The organism is Curvibacter sp. EU05-FHT14A10, assembly GCF_058791075.1.
Genome location: NZ_JBYTDE010000020.1, coordinates 17,997 through 35,215 on the forward strand (window position 1 = coordinate 17,997; position 17,219 = coordinate 35,215).

The window sequence follows — 17,219 nt, forward strand, 5'->3', positions numbered from 1 at the left end:
CATGCACATCCAGCAAACGCTGCTGCCTTTCACGCTGGCAGCCAGCCTTGGCATGCCCCTGTGGGCACAGCCCGCCTGGCCCGACAAACCGGTGCGCATCGTGGTGCCCTATGCGGCCGGCGGCACCACCGACTTCGCAGCCCGTCAGGTGGCCCAGAAGCTGACCGAACAGACCGGTCAGTCGTTTTTCGTCGAAAACAAAACGGGCGCCTCCGGCACCATCGGCAGCAACTTCGTGGCCAAGGCAGCCCCCGACGGCAACACCCTGCTGACCAACGACACCACCTACGCGATGCTGCCCGCAATCTTCAAGAAGCTGCCTTGGGAACATGCTTCGGATCTGATCCCGGTGACCACACTGGCCATCACCCCGGTCGTGCTGGTGGTGCCTGCGCAGTCTCCGTTCAAGACCGTGGCCGATCTGATCGCCTATGCCAAATCGCATCCAGCTCAACTCAATTTCGGATCGGGTGGCGCGGGCAGCTCCACCCACCTGGCGGGCGAGGTGTTCAAACGGGAAGCCCAGGTCTTCATGACCCACATTCCCTACAAAGGTGCAGGCGACGCCATGCTGGCCCTCATGGGCCAGCAGGTCGACGTCCTGATCACGGCCAGCCCCACGGCGATTCCCGTCGTGAAAGGCGGCAAGGTGCGCGCCCTGGCAACCACCGGTGACAAGCGCCTGGCTGGCCTGCCGGCCGTGCCCACCTTCAAAGAGGCCGGGCTGCCAGGCTTCACCGTGGTCAACTGGTTTGGCCTGGCGGCGCCCAAGGGCACGCCAGCCAGCGTCGTGCAAAAGCTGCAGCAAGAAGTCGCCAAAGCGATGACCGACCCGGCCCTGCAAGAGCGCTTCGCTCAGCAAGGGGCCCAGCCTGGCGGCCTGCCCAGCGCCGATTTCGCTGCGTTGGTCAAGAAAGAGATCGCGGCCTGGTCGGCCATCGCCCAGTCCGCCGGTGTCAAACCAGAGTGAGCCCGGCCATGTGGAACCTGAGCTTCACCCCGCCCACCGTCATCCCCACCGAGGTGCTGACCCGCCTGCCCGATGTCTTCAGGCGGGCCCGGCGCACTGACTGGGTGGATGCCAACAAGCCCGGCCATGTCATGGACAGCTTTCTGGAAGGCCCTGTGTTCGATGCGCAGGGCAACCTCTACGTGACCGACATCCCCTATGGCCGCATCTTCCGGATCGCACCTGATCTGAGCTGGCATCTGGTGCTCGAATACGACGGGTGGCCCAACGGGATGGCCATCCACCCCGATGGCGGCCTGTGGATCGCCGACTACAGGAGAGGCATTCTTCGCCTGGATCCGGGCACGGGCCAGTTGTGCACCGTGCTGGGTCACCGCAACAGCGAGTCCTTCAAGGGCGTGAATGACCTGGTGTTTGATCGCGACGGCCACCTGTACTTCACCGACCAGGGCCAGACCGGCCTGCACGACCCGACGGGCCGGGTGTACCGCCTGCGATCCAACGGCCAGTTGGACCTGTTGCTGGCCAACGCCCCCAGCCCCAACGGTCTGGCCGTCAATGATGACGCGAGTGTTCTGTTCGTGGCCGTCACAAGGGGCAATCAGATCTGGAGGGCACCGCTGTTGCCCGACGGAAGCCTCTCGAAAATGGGCGCATTCCAGACCTTCTTCGGCACCAGCGGGCCCGATGGCCTGGCCTTGCTGGAGCGCGATCGGCTGCTGGTCGCCCACGCCAGCCTGGGCGGGGTGTTCGTGCTCAACGGCCGCGGTGAAGTGACCGATTTCCTGCGCAGCGCAGCAGGGGCCACCGTGACCAATGTGGCCGTCAGACCGGGCACCCAGGAGGTGGTCATGACCGAGTCATCCACCGGGAGCATTCTGCATGCCCGCCTAGACGCGACCGATAGAGCCCAGGCCAGGGACTGAAAATCAGCGCAGCCCGCTGATCTGGCGCCATCGTGCCACCAGCGGGTGGTGGACCTGGCGGCGGCTGCCGGCCAGTAAGCCCTTCAAGGCAAGCTCATGGCCTGGGCCAGGTGCGAGTAGACCAAGCCCACCCGCCGCAGGTGGCGGGCTTCGGGATGGGTCAGCAGCCAGAGTTCGGTCTCGCCTTCGTCCAGCGGCTCTGTCAGGCGCACGACATCCTTGCGGTCTTGCGCGAGGAACAGCGGCACGATGCCCACCCCCAGGCCGAGCGCGATCAACTCCAGCACCGACAGGATGCTGTCGACCCGATAGCGTGGGGCCACCTTGGGAAAATGGCGCTTGCGCCAGAGCACCGAAGGATGCTCGGGCAAAGCGTCGTCCGGGGCGATCCAATCGGCCTGGCCAGCCTCGACCTCAGCGAGGCTGTGCACTGAGCCTCGGCGTGGGGCATACAAAGCGACGCGGATGGTCCCGACCTTTTTGCCGACCAGGTGCTGCGGTGGGTGTCGGGTAGCGCGCACGGCGATGTCGGCGTCGCGTCGCGTCAGGCTGGCCAGTTCGTTGCCGGTGTGCAGCTCGAAGTTCAGCTGCGGGTGCGCCCGGCGCAGGCCTTGCAAGGCGGGGGCGACCACGCCGTGCAGCAGGGTGTCGGTGGTCGTGATGCGTACCGAGCCTGCAATGCTTGAAGGTGCCGAGTCAACGGATGAGCGAGCTGCCGCCAGTGCCGATTCGATCTGCTCGGCATGGACCATGAGCTCGGTCGCGAACTCGTTGGCCAGGTAGCCCGTTCGACTGCGCTCGAACAGCGAACGCCCCAGCCCGCGTTCGATGCGCTGCAACGAACGGAACACCGTCGAAGCATCGACCCCCAGCCTTTCGCCCGCGGTAGCCAGCGTCCCGGCGCGGGCCAGCGCCAGCAGGACCTCCAGATCGGAGGGTGAAATTTTGTATTGCGTTGTTGCAATCATGGTGTGCGACAGAGTCTATTTTCATTTCTCATTTGCAACAACACACTGAAGACCTCATCAACGCCTCCGGAGTCAGTCATGGATTCATGTGTCACGTCGACCGCCCCTTCCAGCGGCACCCCTTTGACACTGGTCAGCCACGCGCTGTGCCCCTATGTGCAGCGCGCCGCCATCGTGCTGGCCGAAAAAGGCCTAGCCTTTGAACGACTCAACATAGACCTGGCCGCCAAGCCAGACTGGTTCCTGAAGATCTCGCCACTGGGCAAGACACCGGTGTTGCTCGTCGGGGACAAGGCCATCTTCGAGTCGGCTGTGATCTGCGAGTACCTCGACGAGACCACGCCTGCGCGCTTGCATCCGGCCGATGCGCTGCAGCGCGCCCGGCACCGCTCGTGGATCGAGTTCGGATCTGCTTTGCTCAACCTGATCGGCGCCTTCTACAGTGCGGCCGAAGAAACGGCCTTGAACGCGCGGGCCGCAGAGATCCACACCCGTTTCGCGCAGATCGAGTCGGCCTTGGGCGATGGACCTTTTTTTGCAGGCACCCACTTCAGCCTGGTGGATGCCGTGTTCGGGCCGGTGTTCCGGTATTTCGACGTCTTTGACGGGATAGCCGACTTCGGCTTCTGGGCCGGCTTGCCGAGGCTTCAACGCTGGCGCCAGGCGCTGGCTGCCAGGCCGTCTGTGCTAGGCGCCGTGCGCGCCGACTATCCCGAACGCTTGCGCCAATTTTTGCTGGCCCGGGGATCATCGCTCTCGCAGAGGATGGTGCCAAGCCATAGGGCGGGTTGAGGGACAACCGCCGGCTTTGGAATCGGGGGAGTGATCGCCAGCAGCAAAGCCGCCACCAAGCACGAAAAATAAGACCTGTGCGATCAGCTTGAGGCCGGCGGTGCCACCGCCTCGGCCATGGCCTTGGCCAGGGCGTGGTTGCCCTGCGCCTGCAGGCCGCGGATGGCGCCTTCGCGGTCTGGGGCCTGATGGTGCTGGTTCAGCTTGCGCTTGCCCTCCAGGCGGGTGATGCGGACCTCGATCCCCACGATGTGGCGCAACTGTTCGGCCAGGTAGTCAGGCGGCGCGTCCCCCATCTTCCAGGGGCTGGGCTGGTCGGCCTCGTGCTCGCGCGTCAGCTTGGCCACCACGCCACGGACAAAGCGCTCGTCGTCGCGGACATGCAGCGTGCCGTGGGCATGCACCACCTCGTAGTTCCAGGTGGGCACACGACGATGGGTCTCGTGCTTGCCGGGGTACCAGTTGGGCGAGATGTAGCCCTGCGCCCCGCGAAACACCACCAGCACCGGGTCGCCATCGGCCACCTCCTGCCAAAGCGAGTTGGCCCGCGCCACGTGGGCGATCAACGTGCCCTGCGGGCCCTGATCGGGCTCCAGCAACAAGGGCAGGTGATGGGCCTCCAGCCCGTTGGCGGTGTGGGTCACCAACATGCCCAGGGCGTTGTGGCGGACGATGCGGTGAAGTTCCTCGATGCGAGGCTCGGCGAATTGCTTGGGCAGGTACATGTGACAACCTTGGTCGGAACAGACGCCGGAAAAGCCCGGCGAGCCCCGCCACTTTGCGGCATCATTGGCCTGAAATAAATATCCAGTTTGCAACAAAATGACCAGTCCAGTTTCGCCATGCCCCTGATGCCCAAGGGCCGCCCCAGCCGCAGCCGCGCGCTGTATGACGAGATCCGGGCCCGCATCGCAGATGGCACCTATGCCCCTGGCCTGGCCTTGCCCTCCACCCGAGCACTGGCGGCAGAACGGGGGCTGTCACGGGCCACGGTCACCCTGGTCTACGAGCAACTGGCCGCCGACGGGTTCATCGAGACACGCACCGGCGCCAGCAGCCGCGTGGCCGCAGGCCCTGCCGCCACTGCCCCTACCGCAGACCAGCCTGACACGCGGCCCAGGCTGGACCCCGCCGGGCACCACGCCGGTCGGCTTTCAGCCATCGGGCAACGCATGGCTGCTTTGGGTCCGAACGATGCGCGCCCCACCGCCCCCGGCGAGATCGACTTCATCTACGGGCCACTGTCGGGCGCCGACTTTCCGACCCTGGCCTGGGGCAAGGCCATGCGCCAGGTGGAGCGCCAGCGGGCCAGCCGGCTCGCGTACGACGACCCGCGAGGCCACCTTCCGCTGCGCCAGGCGTTGCACGCCCACCTGAGCCAGACCCGTGGCCTGGTGTGCACGCTGGACCAGATCATGATCGTCAACGGATCGCAGCAGGCGCTGGACCTGTGCGCCCGCCTGCTGCTGGACCCAGGCGACAGCGTAGTGGTCGAGAACCCCGGCTACCAGGCCGCCCAGCAGGCCTTCATGGCCTGTGGGGCCCGACTGGTGGGTGTGGAGGTGGATGGGCAGGGCCTGAAGACCGGGCAGCTTGCAGCGCTGGGCGCGGTGCAGATGGCCTATGTCACGCCCACCCACCAGTTTCCGCTGGGGTCTTTTCTGCCCCTGGCCCGCCGAAGGCAATTGCTGGCCTGGGCCAACGAAACCGGCGCCTGGGTGATCGAGGACGATTACGACAGCGAATACCGCTACACGGTGGGCCCCGAAGAAACGCTGCAATCGCTGGACCGCCACGCCCGCGTGATCCACGTGGGCACCTTCTCCAAAACCTTGTCGCCCCAACTGCGCCTGGGCTACATGGTGCTGCCCCCCAGTCTGGTGGCCCCCTTTGCCACCGCCAAGCGCCTGGCCGACCGCCAGACCGCATCGGGGGTACAGCGAGCCTTGGCCCTGCTGCTGGAAGACGGCAGCTATGCGCGCCACGTGAGGCGCATCCGCCGCCACCAGGCGGCCCGCCAGCGCGCGCTGACCCAGGCACTGGCGCAGCACCTGGGTGACCACATCGAAATCCAGGGCGCCGCCAGCGGCCTGCATGTGGTGGTGTGGTGCCGCTCGCTGCCACCCCGCGCCGAAACAGCCCTGGTCCAAGCCGCCCGCGATCTGGGCGTGCGCGTCTACCCCATCAGCCCGCTGTACCACCCCCACAGCACATTGCCTGGCCAGCAGCGCTGCGCGGGCCTGATCATGGGCTACGCCCTGCTCGACGAGGCGGCGATCATGGAAGGCGTGAAGCGCCTGGGCACAGCCTTGCGCCAGGTGCAGGCGGGCACGCGGCCCGGCCAAGGCCCGCACCCTTCTTCACAACCCACTGGCGAATGATTCAGACAGGCAAGCCCCAGGCTCCCAGTTCATGCCCCTTGCCAGGGATCTGCTTCAGGATCGCCAAATTCGGATTTGAGAAAGGCCAGAAAGGCCTGAACCTTGCGCGGCACATGCTTGCGGCCGGTGAAGGCCAACCACACCTGCCACGATTGACCCACCCAGCCGGGCAACACGCGCACCAGCGCCCCGCTCTGCAGGTACGGTTGGGCATGGGCAGAGAGCATGCCGATGATGCCCATGCCCTGCAATGCGGCCATGTACAGGGCCTCGGGGCTGTGCGAGTGAAAACGGGCCGGCCCGGGGCGCACATCCACACCGGGCTGCGCCCCGGGGCCCGTCGGGTGAAACCGCAACACCTCGGGCAGGCCCTTGCCCTTGGGGAACAGACAGGCGTGCTGCGCCAGCTCTGAGGGATGCGCCGGGGCCGGGTAGGCCTCCAGATACCGGGGCGATGCACAGAGCAAGGCATGGGTGGTGCCCAGCTTGACGGCGGTGTAGTCGCCATCGGCCAGGCCCTGACGGCTGAACAGCACAGTCACATCCGACTTGAGATCGGGCGCCTCCAGGTGTCGGTCGCTGGTGTTGACCTCGATCTCCAGCCGAGGGTACACGCGCTGTAGCCGCGGCACCCGGGGGATCAACTGGGCCGCCGCAAAATCAAGCGACGATTGCACCTTCAACAGCCCGCCCGGTGTGCGCCCGCTGGTACTGGCCTCATCGTTGGCGGCATCCAGCCCCTCGATCAAGGGCCGGATGCGCGCCACATACACCTCGCCCGCCTCGGTCAGCGACAGCGTGCGGGTGGTGCGTTGCAACAGCCGGATGTTGAGCGCCGCCTCCAAATCCTGGATCAGCCGCGTGACCTTGGCCCGCGAGGTGTTGAGGGCCTGCGCAGCAGGCGCAAACCCGCCCTGGTCCACCACACTGAGCAGGGCACGCATTGAATCGAGTTGGTTCATGACTGAGTAAGACAGGCCGCAGAGCACGCAAGGTTCAGCGGGCGACTTTAGTCGCAATGGTGGGTGGCTGCTTGTACAGGGGTGTCAAGGCCGACACGGACCGTCCAATCGCCGATGGCAGCCATCGGTGCCTGACTGATCACCGCGCCATCATCTCTAGCAGCATGCGATTCGGGTCGGCCAGAAAGTCCCTCGTCACCCGGAAATGCTCGGTGTCTTGGTACGCCACCGGCTGCACGCCCTCTTTGCCGCAGAGGTAGATGACCGACTCAGGGTAGGCCATCAAAATGGGCGAGTGGGTGGCAATGATGAACTGCGAGTTGTCGAGCACCAGATCATGAATCCGCCGCAGGACCGCCAATTGCCTTTGTGGCGACAAGGCCGCTTCAGGCTCGTCGAGGATGTAGATGCCCTGCCCGCCAAATCGCTCCGTCAGCAGTGCCATAAAAGACTCACCGTGAGATTGCTCATGCAAGGATCGGCCGCCATAGGAGCTGATAACGAAGGGGCCAGGAGCCGGCTCGCCATCCAGATTCTCGATCTCGGTTGCCACATTGAAGAAGCTTTCTGCCCGCAAGAAAAAGCCGTCACGTGGCCGCCGAAACCCCTTGGCCACCCGAAGGTACTCATGCAGTTCAGAGTGGGAGCGACGGGTATCGAAGCGAAAGTTCTTGGACCCACCCTCGGCATTGAAACCGAGCGACACAGCAATGGCTTCGAGCAAAGTGGATTTGCCTGATCCGTTTTCGCCAACAAAGTAGGTGACCTTCGGATGCAGGTCAATGCTTTCAAGTGAGCGCACGGCCGGAAGACAAAAAGGGTAGCGATCGAACGAATCGACCTTGTCTCGGCGCAGGGTGATTCGGCTGACAAACTGAGATGAAATCATGAGGCTCAACGCAGTGCGTGCATTCCACAAGAGCTTCAGGATAAGCCGAACCGTGTGAGGTCTGCCTGAACCGGTGCCATTTTGAGAGCACTGGCCAGCTTGATTTTGGGCAGGTTGCAAGTCAAACGCCCTCACAGGTGATGGGTTGCGGTGTAGCGTTTGCCGTCTCTCGCCGATGTCGCAGAGCGAGGTGTGGGCCAGCGCCAAGACTTGTCTTGTTCCACACGAAACGACGAAGGGCCGGCCGAGCTGGTCAACAAGGCGAACGTGGCCGAAACGACCGTCGGAAACTGCAGCACGACGATTTTTCTGAAACCCGAAAAGAAGGATGACCAATGGCTCGACCCTCTTTTCTGGAGCCTGCCATGAAAAATGGGCTGGCTTGCAAGCTGTTGCTGATCCTGGGGCTTTTTGCGTCGAGCAGTCATGCCAAGGAGGAAGTGCTCAATTCACCGCAGGCAGGCACTCGAACCTATGCCCAGAACTACATGGACATGGTCCTTGCTGAGTGCATCGCCACCGCGTACAGCAAGGAACGACAAACCACAACGGATGCAGGAAGCAGCGTCAGCGCCCTTCGAGACTGGACTCACTACGATTGGGACAAGCATCCTTATCACGTTGAGGTCATCCCGCTGGTGAACAAGTATTTGGCACGCGATTACCAAAATCCGCTGGCCGAATCAGAAATCAAGGGTGTCCGGTTCGATTTCCTGAAATGCCTGGATCTGTACCACAGCAAGGAACTGGACTCGCTGGTCAAGCGCGTGGTCATCAACCCCAGGCGCACATACCGCCAAGACAATCCGCCGTCTGCGAAGCCGAAGTGAGCATGAGCACGTTCAGCATCGGGGCGCTGGCCAACGCATGGGTACGGATCGCCATCCAGCAAGCTGAGCGACGGCCCCCGGTTCCGGTACTGGCCGTCGTCCCCCCTATTGGGATACCAGGGGGGATGCCGGGGACTACACCTCAGTCGGCGCGCTCAGGCAGCGCGTTCAGGCAGCGGCAGGTTCATCCACTCCTGGTAGAAGGTTTCGATGTCGGGCTCGAAGTCGTGAATCACCGGGTACCACGGCGTCGGAGCCTCCACATCATGCAGGGTGCCGCACGTGGGGCAGTAGTACTCGCGGTACACCTGCCACTGGGTGTCCGGCGCCATCAGCTTGGGGTAGACCTCGGTCATGGCCTCTTCCGTGTCGCGCACATAGAGGTTGGCATGCAGCTTCCAGTTTTCGCGGTAATCGCAGAAGACATGACCGCAATCGCACTGATTGACCCACTGTTTGGTCTGGATCGACTGCACGATGTAGAGGTGGGGCCCCAGCGGCAGAACGATGCGCTCCTTGAACTTGACCTTGCCCTGAAGGGCGGCCAGGTATTGCACAAAGCGACTGTTGTCCTTGGGCATGGAGAGCATGCGGAAGGTGGTTTCCCAGTCCAGGGTGCCCTCGACCAGGTGGGCGACTTGTTCATTGGTGTAAGTGGACATTTAAAACTCCTTTAGGCGGTGCTTACTCTTCGACCTGGACGACGGTGGTCACGTCAGGCAGCAGCGACAGATCCATGCGGTGCTTGGAGCCGTAGGTGGGCACGCCCAGCTCTTCTTCGAGCAGTTGCCAGTCGGCCGGCAGGCTCCAGAAGTCTTTGAACGAGCGGGTGAACTTCTCAGACAGGGCAAAGCTGGTGGCGAACATGTGTTGCACCTGGGTCGAGGCATGCTTGTTGAGAATGCGCTCGCGCTCTTCCTTCATCCATTCTCGGGTCGGCACGGACCGCGCGAGGCGCTCCTTGCGCATGGCGGCGCGTCGAGCCTGGGTCTGGCCCTCGTCGACCACGTAAACGCCTTGGGCATCCTGGGTGAACACCGCGCCGTAGACTTTCTGTGCGTATTCCGGCAGCAAAAACTTCTGGTTCAGATCGGCCTCGATCGCCTTGGGCTCGCGGTCGATCGGGTCGCCAAATCCCGGGCCACCGCGAAGGTAGTTGAGGTAAAGGTCATGGTTGGCATAGCAGTCTTCGGTGGTGATGCACTGCTTGTCGCGCTTGATCCGGGCGGTGGCGTTGATGTGGTTCTCGTAGTCTGGCCGGCCGGGGTCCAGGTCGGCGCCCAGGGGCAGCGAATCGCCTTGCGCGATGCGCTTTTCCAGCCCCGTGCCATGGGCTTCAAAACGGTAGCCGGTGGCCGCCGGGTAGCCGCCCATCATGCCCCAGTCGCTGTTCATGTAGCCGTTGCCCATGAAGAACATGGTCCAGTCCTGCGCGTTCCACACCATGCGCAGCGTCTCGAACCCGCAGCCACCGCGGTACTTGCCGTACCCACCGGAGTTGGCTTTCACGTTCCGACCCAGGTACAGCAGCGGTTCGGCCATTTCCCAGATCTCGATGTCACCCATGTCCCCTTCCGGGTTCCAGATGGCTGCTGCGTGGTTCAGGCCGTCCTTCACCGCACAGGCGCCCGTGCCGCAAGAGCTGGCCTCGAAGCTGTTGACCGCGTGAATCTCGCCGTCCTGGTTGATGCCGCCGCCCTGCAGCCAGTTAGAGGTGTTGGCGTTGCCAGCATTGACCTCTTCCAGGTAGCCCCGGCTGAAGTAGGACTGGCCCAGGCCGCGCCACAAGGCCGCCCAGCCCGAGACCAGAAAATGCCAGGCATAGGCGTGGCCGGTGCGGCGATCGTCGGGGTTGCACCAGGTGCCCTTGGGCAGGCGGAACTCGGTGGCGTAGTAGGCGCCATCGTTGATGCGCTGCGTGGGCACCAGGGTCTGGCACATCATCACCCAGATGCCGGAGGTGAAAGCCACCTGATGGGCATTGAAGGTGTGCCAGCCCCAGCGGCTTGCGCCTTCGAAGTCGAGCCGCCACTTGCCGTCGGCCTTGATCGTCATCTCGCATGGGGAATGCATGATGGAATCGAGCTTGGCAAAGGCGTTGGACACCTGCACATCCTCGTGCTTGTAGGGCACGTCGACGAAGGACACCTTACGGTACTTGCCGGGCAGGGTCATGGCCTTGATCCGGCTCATCAGGCCGCGCCGCCCTTCCTCGATCACCTCGAAGGCGAACTTCTCGTAGGCCTCCAGCCCATCGGCCCGGATCACCTCCTCGACCAGTTCACGGATCATGTGGCAGCCGGCGATCCGGGTCTTCTCGTCAAGGATCCAGTACTTGGGCGTGCGCACCGAGCGCTGCGATTCGTGCAACCAGTCGCGCAGCGGCTCATCGCGAATGCCAGTCTTGCGGCAGGTGATCATGTAGCCGTCGCCAAAGCGCTGGGTCTGGCCGGTGGACATCGAACCTGGGGTGACCGAGCCGGTGTCGATCACATGGGTCACGCCCCCAACCCAGCCGATCAGCCTCCCCTCCCAGAAGATGGGCACGATGGTGGCGATGTCGCAGGGGTGGACGTTGCCGATGGCGCAGTCGTTGGTGGTGAACATGTCCCCCGGGTTGATCGTCGGGTTGGTCTCCCAGTTGTTCTCGATCATGTACTTGATCGCCGCGCCCATGGTGCCAACGTGGATGATGATGCCGGTGGAGGTCAGCACGCAATCGCCCGCCGCGTTGTAGAGCGTGAAGCACAGCTCACCCTCTTGCTCGACGATCGGGCTGGCCGCGATCTTCTTGGCGGTTTCGCGTGCGTGGACGAGGCCGCCGCGCAGCTTGGAGAACAGCTTTTCGTAGCGGATCGGATCACTGTCGCGGAACTCAAGCCGGGTGAGGCCGTTGTAGCAGCCCGTGGCCTGGGTCCGCTCGATGATGCCGTCACGGAACTCTTTCAGGGTCTGGCCGTTTTTCAGCAGATCGGCAAAGCCCACTTCTTTGTTGCTCATCATGTTCATGGTGTGTCTCCTTACAGTACTTGCTTGAGGTGGAACAGGCGGTGCTTGTCGACGGAGGTCTCAAAGCCATCGGGCACGACAAAAGTGGTGGCGTCCGATTCGATGATGGCCGGGCCGGTGATGTGGTTGCCAGCCTTGAGGCCTTCCATCTTCCAGAGCGCGGCGTCCACCCACTTCTTGTGGCGATAGAACGGACGGGTGCCCAGGTAGGCCTCCTGGGGGGGCGTGGGGCCTGCATCCGGGTCTTCGGGCAGCACCGGCTTCTGGGTCGCCACCATGCCGCGCAGAATGGCCCCGGTGATCGAAAATCCCAGCTCGGGCGAGCGCGCCGAGTTGGCGTACACCCGGCCGTAGGTCGCTTCAAAGGCATCGACGATCTGATCCCAGTCGGCCGCCGTCGCGGCCCGGCTCACCGGCGACACGATTTCGAGATCGTTCAACTGGCCCATGTACTGCATCTTGTAGCCGGGGATCAGCAGCACATCCTCGGCGCGGTAGCCGTTCAGCACGAACTCGTCGATCACCTTCACGGCCAGTTCAGACCAGGCTTGCTGCAAGGCTTGGCAAGCGGCCTCCTTGCTGGCGACGGGGGCGTGCTGAGCCACACCCAGATCCACCGACTTGTCGTAGCGGTACTCGAAATCGGCACAGGCGCAGCCGAAGGCCGAGAATCCGGCCGCCCAGGCGGGCACCACCACGTCCTTGAACCCCACACCCTCGGTGTAGCCATAGGTGTGGACGGGGCCGGCGCCCCCGTACGAGAAACAGGTGAAATCGGCCGGGTTGTAGCCCTTGGCGCTGATGTTGGCGCGCAGGTACTCGGACAGCGTCAAGTCGAGAAGTTCGATCACACCCGCTGCGGCATCTTCCACCGACAGTCCCAGCGGGTCGGCGATCTGCGCTTTGATGTGCTCACGCGCACGCTGCACATCCAGCTTGATCGCACCGCCCAGGAAGTTGTCAGGGTTGAGGTAGCCCAGCACCACATGGCAATCAGACACCGATACCGTGTCCAGCCCGCTTTCCGGCCAGCAGGTTCCGACCCGATAGCCGGCCGAGTCTGGCCCCAGCTTGATCGATTTGCTGTAAGGGTCCAGCCGCACGAAGCTTCCGGCCCCCGCACCCACCGAGTCCATCGCCACCAAGGGCAGCGACAGCACCAGGCGGGCCATGTCGGGGTCGGATTTGATGGCGAAATTGCCCTTGGTGATCAGCGCCACGTCAAAACTGGTGCCGCCGATGTCCGAGCAGGCGATGTTCTCGTCGCCCAGCGCCTCGCCCAGCAGCCGGGAGCCGATCACGCCGCCGATGGGACCCGACACGATGGTGCGGGCCAGCTCCTTGGCCTTCCAGCTGATGGTGCCGCCATGGGTGGCCATCACCCGCAGGTCGAACTTGGCACCGTGGTGCTTGAAGCGGTCCGACACCTTCTTGAGCGTCTGCCGTGAAGGCTCGGCGCCATAGGCCTCGAGGATGGTGGTGTTCATCCGATGGCTTTCCTTGCGCGAGGGGTAGTAGTCCACCGATGCAAAAACGGGGATGTCCGCCTGAAGGCTGGCCAGTTCGGCCTTGGCGACGTCGCGGGCGCGCTGTTCACTCTTGGCGTTCTTGTGCGACTGCAGCAGACAGATCACGATGGCCTGGGCGCCGGCTGCAACCAACTCGCGTGTGGCCTGGCGAACCTCGTCTTCGCGCAAGGGGATCACCACCTGGCCCTGCACATCAGTGCGCTCAGTCACGCCGCGCGTGCGCGACACCGGCACCAGCGGATCGTCGTAGCGGTGGGTATTGAGGTGGATGCGGTCTTCGAGCGCATAGCCCAGGTAGCTTTGCAGCGCGCGACCCATCGAGTGAATCTGCTCGAAGCCCTTGTTGCAGATCAGACCGACGTCCAGCCCCTTGCGCATCAGGACACGGTTGAGCATGGCCGTGCCCGAATAGACACAAGTCGCCAGCTCGGGGTAGACCTCGTCCACGCTGCGGCCCCAGTGGGCCAGGGCGTCGACCGACGAGTTGTAGATGGCCAGAGATTCGTCGCCGGGGTTGCTCTGCGCTTTGCCGACCACGAAGCGGCCGTCGTCGCGCACGAAAAAGGTGTCGGTCATCGTGCCGCCGGCGTCGATGCCCATCACCTGGACGGTGGATTGCACTTGCATGTTGTCTCCTATCTTGAGTCGAAGTGGGATGCCCCACAGCGACTGCATTGCAACGGATGTGCCACCTCCACTCTTTTCTGGAAAATTAAATAAACCCCTTTAAAATCAATAACATAGTAGAAATCAGACGCTCCGGGAAAGCACTGATGCCCCGTCCGGCCGCTGTCCGGTTTTTGACGCATGACGTCAGGTGTCCGGAATCCGGACGCTTGGCCCAACATTCAGCGTTCAACCAGAAAGCGGGATCAGTGATCGTCCAGTTGACTTCATCGAAGCGGGCGAATAACTTGACCGCCTCGCCCCCCTTTGTGCCTGACGTCCTTTTCCATACGGTCTGTGCCATGCCCTTCTCTCAATGCGGTTCCCTGATACCCCGAATCGGTGACGACCTCATCGTGAGCACCGCCTGGGAGCGTCTTGTGCAGGGCCAGATGCTGAGCGATACGGGTGTGCGCAGCGTGGTGCTGGATTCGTGGCAACGCTGCCTGAGTGAGGCAGTCAACCCCGGCAGCCAATGCGCCCCCTGCGCCACTGGCGAGCGCATCAGCCAGTTGACCTGGCAAAACCGCGACCTGTGTGATGCGGCCCGACCGGTGCTGGAGGGGCTGCGCGACATCCTGAAAGAATGCGGCACGCTGATCATGCTCAGCGACCCGCAGGGCATCATCCTGATGCTGGCGGGCGAAACCCGGGTCCGCAGCGTGGGCGAGGCCATCAATCTGGCCGTAGGGGGACAATGGTCCGAAGAAGTGATCGGCACCAACGCCATCGGCACGGCGATCACGACGGGCGGGCCGGTGCAGATCCATGCCAACGAACACTTCTGCCTGGATGTCAAGCGCTGGACCTGCGCGGCAGCGCCGATCCGCGACCCCGTCAGTCGCGCCATGCTGGGCGTGCTGGATGTGTCTGGCGTCAAGGAGTCGTTTCATGGTCACACCCTGGGCCTGGTCATGACCGCTGCGCGCCAGATCGAAGGCGAAATCGCCCGCCGAGACGGGCTGCTGCAAGGGCGCTTGTTGAGCCGCTCACTTGAACACTTCGGGCGCTACTCGAACGACGGCCTGGTGCTGTGCGACCATCGCGGGCGCATCATCCGGGCGAATGGCCCCCTGCCAGAGGTGTGGAGCACACATGGCGTTCGCCACCCCCTGGCCGTCGGGGTGCAACTGGACGCACTCGACCTGAATCAGCCGGCAACCGAACGCGATCGCCTGCGCCCCAACTGGTTGAGCCCGCAGTGGCTCCATCCCATCCTCGACCAGGAGGGCGAACTAGGCACCCTGCTGGTGATCCCGGCGCCCCCGGCCCCGTCCCCAGCCCCCGCGGGGGCTCCAGCGGCCCCTGCACAGGCCCGAAGCATGGACGCATTTGCCAACATCATCGGCCACAGCGACGTTCTGCAAGCCGCCAAGGAGCGCGCCCGTCGCATGGCCAGACTGGACCTGCCGGTCCTGCTGCAAGGAGAAACCGGCGCAGGCAAAGAGCTTTTCGCGCGGGCGCTGCACCGCTCCGGCCTTAACCCGAAAGGGCCCTTTGTGGCGGTGAATTGCGGTGCCCTCACGCGAGAGTTGGTGGCCAGTGAGCTGTTCGGCTATGCCGAAGGGGCCTTCACGGGGGCACGGCGCAGTGGCATGCCCGGCCGATTCGAACAAGCCGACGGTGGCACCCTGTTCCTGGACGAAATCGGTGAATTGCCGCTCGACATGCAGCCGCCTCTGTTGCGCGTGTTGCAAGATGGCGTCGTCGTCCGGCTGGGCGACACCCGTGAGCGGCAGGTGTCGGTACGCCTGATCACCGCCACCCACCGTGACCTACGGCAGGAAGTGGCCGGTGGGCGCTTTCGTGAAGACCTCTACCACCGGCTATGCGTCCTGAGCTTGACACTGCCCGCCTTGCGCAATCGCCCCGGCGATCTCGACGCGATGGTCGACTACCTGAACCACAAGCTGGCCGACAAGTACGCTTGCCCCCCCAAATACCTGACCCCTGCAGCGCTGCAGGCTCTGCGCGCCTACCGTTGGCCCGGCAACATCCGAGAATTGCAGAACGTCTTCGAAGCCGCCTTTGTGCTGACCGATGGCGACACGATCGAGCTGACCACCTTGCCTCCCACGATCGCCCAGGCAGCCGATGGCTCATCACACGGGTTGACGCCAGCCCTTTCGGCCTCCTCATCCGGCCGGCTGGAAGACCTGGCGCAGCACGCGATACTGGACGCCGTAGAAAAATCGCGCGGCAACATGGCCGCAGCGGCGCGCATGCTGGGCATCGCCAGGAGCACGCTCTACGTGAAGCTTGCGGTGATTCGTGCGAACTCTCCTTCTCCTCGCGCGTGATTCAATTTCTCGCACCTCGCCAGCGCTGAATCACCTAAGGTTCGTAGCCAACACGGTACGGGCTTGCCTTTGAAGCACCGGCTGGGAAAGCTGCTTGCTCCTCCTGCCGCAACGGGTGTAGCCCCTGGCGGTATGCTTGTGTAGGGCCAGTATCGGCCACAAGCAGCCAGTGGCAGATTGAGAAAATAGCTGCTGAACATTCGAGGTACGTCACAGATTGCGGCTTGCCACAACTGGTCAGTTAAGCAGAGAGGTCAAGTGCGAAGTTGGATGACGTATGTCGTGCCCTCAGCATGGTGACTCGCAAAAATTTGGTATTGCGTTGGGTCCACTCGGCCGGCGAGTAACGCAGGCATTGTCTCCAAAGGCTGACCAGAAAGCTCACATGGAAACTGAGTGCCATTCGGATTTGGCGTGTGCACGTAGACCGCGTTGTTAGCCGACTCACAGGTGTGAACGGTGGCAAAGAGTTGGTACGGCGTCCCGGAACTCAGTAGTTCAAGTCTTGCCTTTGTCAACGTCCGAAGGACGTATGGAGAGATGCCTACGCTTGTGGCGCCAACTGAGATCACCAAACCCCTCCCAATCTACGTGTTGGTGCCAGAGATCAAACCAGACGCGCTTTGGGACGTCGACCTTGAAGCGACGGAGCATCTTCTTGAGCCCGTAGTAGTAGCGCTCGTCTGGGGTCTTCTTGCTTGAGCGATCCCGCACCATGTACCTACCTCAGTCAACTGTGTCGTACGCTTGCTGCAACCGGCCCGTGACCGAATTCGCTTCGAACGACTACATCCTGCACTCAATGCGCCAAAGTGCATGTTTGTGAAATTGCACAGATTCAGGCACACCGAGAGATGATCCGCAGGAGATCGAACCGAAAGGCGGCTTTGTAGTTGTTCGCTGGATGGCTGGTCTAGGCCCGGTGACCTGCAGCAGGCTTGTCAAAAAGCAGCTCAATTGTGGCCCTGTGAATGTTACAGGACGGCTGATTGAATGC

The 17,219-nt window shown here is 63.3% G+C and carries 14 protein-coding genes; 6 read left to right on the forward strand and 8 right to left on the reverse strand.

Annotated features, from left to right (window positions below; translation table 11 throughout):
- Position 1 precedes the first annotated feature (1 nt).
- Positions 2–970 (forward strand): Bug family tripartite tricarboxylate transporter substrate binding protein, encoded by a 969-nt coding sequence (locus AC3WUT_RS26130; protein WP_492349990.1) that lies wholly within the window; start codon positions 2–4, stop codon positions 968–970.
- Between the two features lie 8 nt (positions 971–978).
- Entirely contained in the window at positions 979–1,896 is a 918-nt protein-coding gene (locus AC3WUT_RS26135) for an SMP-30/gluconolactonase/LRE family protein (RefSeq protein ID WP_492349991.1), read from the forward strand.
- Between the two features lie 83 nt (positions 1,897–1,979).
- Here the strand turns inward: AC3WUT_RS26135 and AC3WUT_RS26140 are convergent, their stop codons facing one another.
- Complete coding sequence (locus tag AC3WUT_RS26140; protein ID WP_492349992.1) at positions 1,980–2,864, reverse strand: LysR family transcriptional regulator; 885 nt, start codon at positions 2,862–2,864, stop codon at positions 1,980–1,982.
- Positions 2,865–2,942: 78 nt separating this feature from the next.
- On the opposite strand from AC3WUT_RS26140, the gene AC3WUT_RS26145 reads away from it, so the two are divergent.
- Positions 2,943–3,656: a glutathione S-transferase family protein gene (locus AC3WUT_RS26145; RefSeq protein WP_492349993.1), complete on the forward strand. Its 714-nt coding sequence runs from the start codon at positions 2,943–2,945 to the stop codon at positions 3,654–3,656.
- Positions 3,657–3,739: 83 nt separating this feature from the next.
- On the opposite strand, the gene AC3WUT_RS26150 is transcribed toward AC3WUT_RS26145, so the two are convergent.
- The gene (locus tag AC3WUT_RS26150) at positions 3,740–4,381 is read right to left on the reverse strand and encodes an FMN-binding negative transcriptional regulator (RefSeq protein ID WP_492349994.1); all 642 of its coding nucleotides are present in this window, start codon (positions 4,379–4,381) and stop codon (positions 3,740–3,742) included.
- 117 nt (positions 4,382–4,498) lie between these two features.
- Here AC3WUT_RS26150 and pdxR point away from each other — a divergent pair, with 117 nt between their 5' ends.
- The gene (gene pdxR, locus AC3WUT_RS26155) at positions 4,499–6,037 is read left to right on the forward strand and encodes a MocR-like pyridoxine biosynthesis transcription factor PdxR (RefSeq protein WP_492349995.1); all 1,539 of its coding nucleotides are present in this window, start codon (positions 4,499–4,501) and stop codon (positions 6,035–6,037) included.
- 29 nt (positions 6,038–6,066) lie between these two features.
- On the opposite strand, the gene AC3WUT_RS26160 is transcribed toward pdxR, so the two are convergent.
- Positions 6,067–6,999: a LysR family transcriptional regulator gene (locus tag AC3WUT_RS26160; protein ID WP_492349996.1), complete on the reverse strand. Its 933-nt coding sequence runs from the start codon at positions 6,997–6,999 to the stop codon at positions 6,067–6,069.
- Positions 7,000–7,138: 139 nt separating this feature from the next.
- Positions 7,139–7,888: an AAA family ATPase gene (locus AC3WUT_RS26165; RefSeq protein ID WP_492349997.1), complete on the reverse strand. Its 750-nt coding sequence runs from the start codon at positions 7,886–7,888 to the stop codon at positions 7,139–7,141.
- A gap of 365 nt (positions 7,889–8,253) precedes the next feature.
- Between AC3WUT_RS26165 and AC3WUT_RS26170 the strand changes: the two genes are divergently transcribed.
- Positions 8,254–8,718 (forward strand): type VI secretion system amidase immunity protein Tai4, encoded by a 465-nt coding sequence (locus tag AC3WUT_RS26170; RefSeq protein WP_492349998.1) that lies wholly within the window; start codon positions 8,254–8,256, stop codon positions 8,716–8,718.
- Positions 8,719–8,873: 155 nt separating this feature from the next.
- Here the strand turns inward: AC3WUT_RS26170 and AC3WUT_RS26175 are convergent, their stop codons facing one another.
- The 4 genes from AC3WUT_RS26175 to AC3WUT_RS26190 form a co-directional block, all read right to left on the reverse strand.
- The gene (locus tag AC3WUT_RS26175; RefSeq protein ID WP_492349999.1) at positions 8,874–9,380 is read right to left on the reverse strand and encodes an acetone carboxylase subunit gamma; all 507 of its coding nucleotides are present in this window, start codon (positions 9,378–9,380) and stop codon (positions 8,874–8,876) included.
- Between the two features lie 22 nt (positions 9,381–9,402).
- Positions 9,403–11,727 (reverse strand): hydantoinase B/oxoprolinase family protein, encoded by a 2,325-nt coding sequence (locus AC3WUT_RS26180; protein ID WP_492350000.1) that lies wholly within the window; start codon positions 11,725–11,727, stop codon positions 9,403–9,405.
- A gap of 11 nt (positions 11,728–11,738) precedes the next feature.
- Positions 11,739–13,883: a hydantoinase/oxoprolinase family protein gene (locus tag AC3WUT_RS26185; protein WP_492350001.1), complete on the reverse strand. Its 2,145-nt coding sequence runs from the start codon at positions 13,881–13,883 to the stop codon at positions 11,739–11,741.
- 85 nt (positions 13,884–13,968) lie between these two features.
- The gene (locus AC3WUT_RS26190; RefSeq protein WP_492350002.1) at positions 13,969–14,226 is read right to left on the reverse strand and encodes a hypothetical protein; all 258 of its coding nucleotides are present in this window, start codon (positions 14,224–14,226) and stop codon (positions 13,969–13,971) included.
- Between the two features lie 52 nt (positions 14,227–14,278).
- On the opposite strand from AC3WUT_RS26190, the gene AC3WUT_RS26195 reads away from it, so the two are divergent.
- The gene (locus AC3WUT_RS26195; RefSeq protein ID WP_492350003.1) at positions 14,279–16,222 is read left to right on the forward strand and encodes a sigma-54-dependent Fis family transcriptional regulator; all 1,944 of its coding nucleotides are present in this window, start codon (positions 14,279–14,281) and stop codon (positions 16,220–16,222) included.
- Positions 16,223–17,219: the final 997 nt, after the last annotated feature.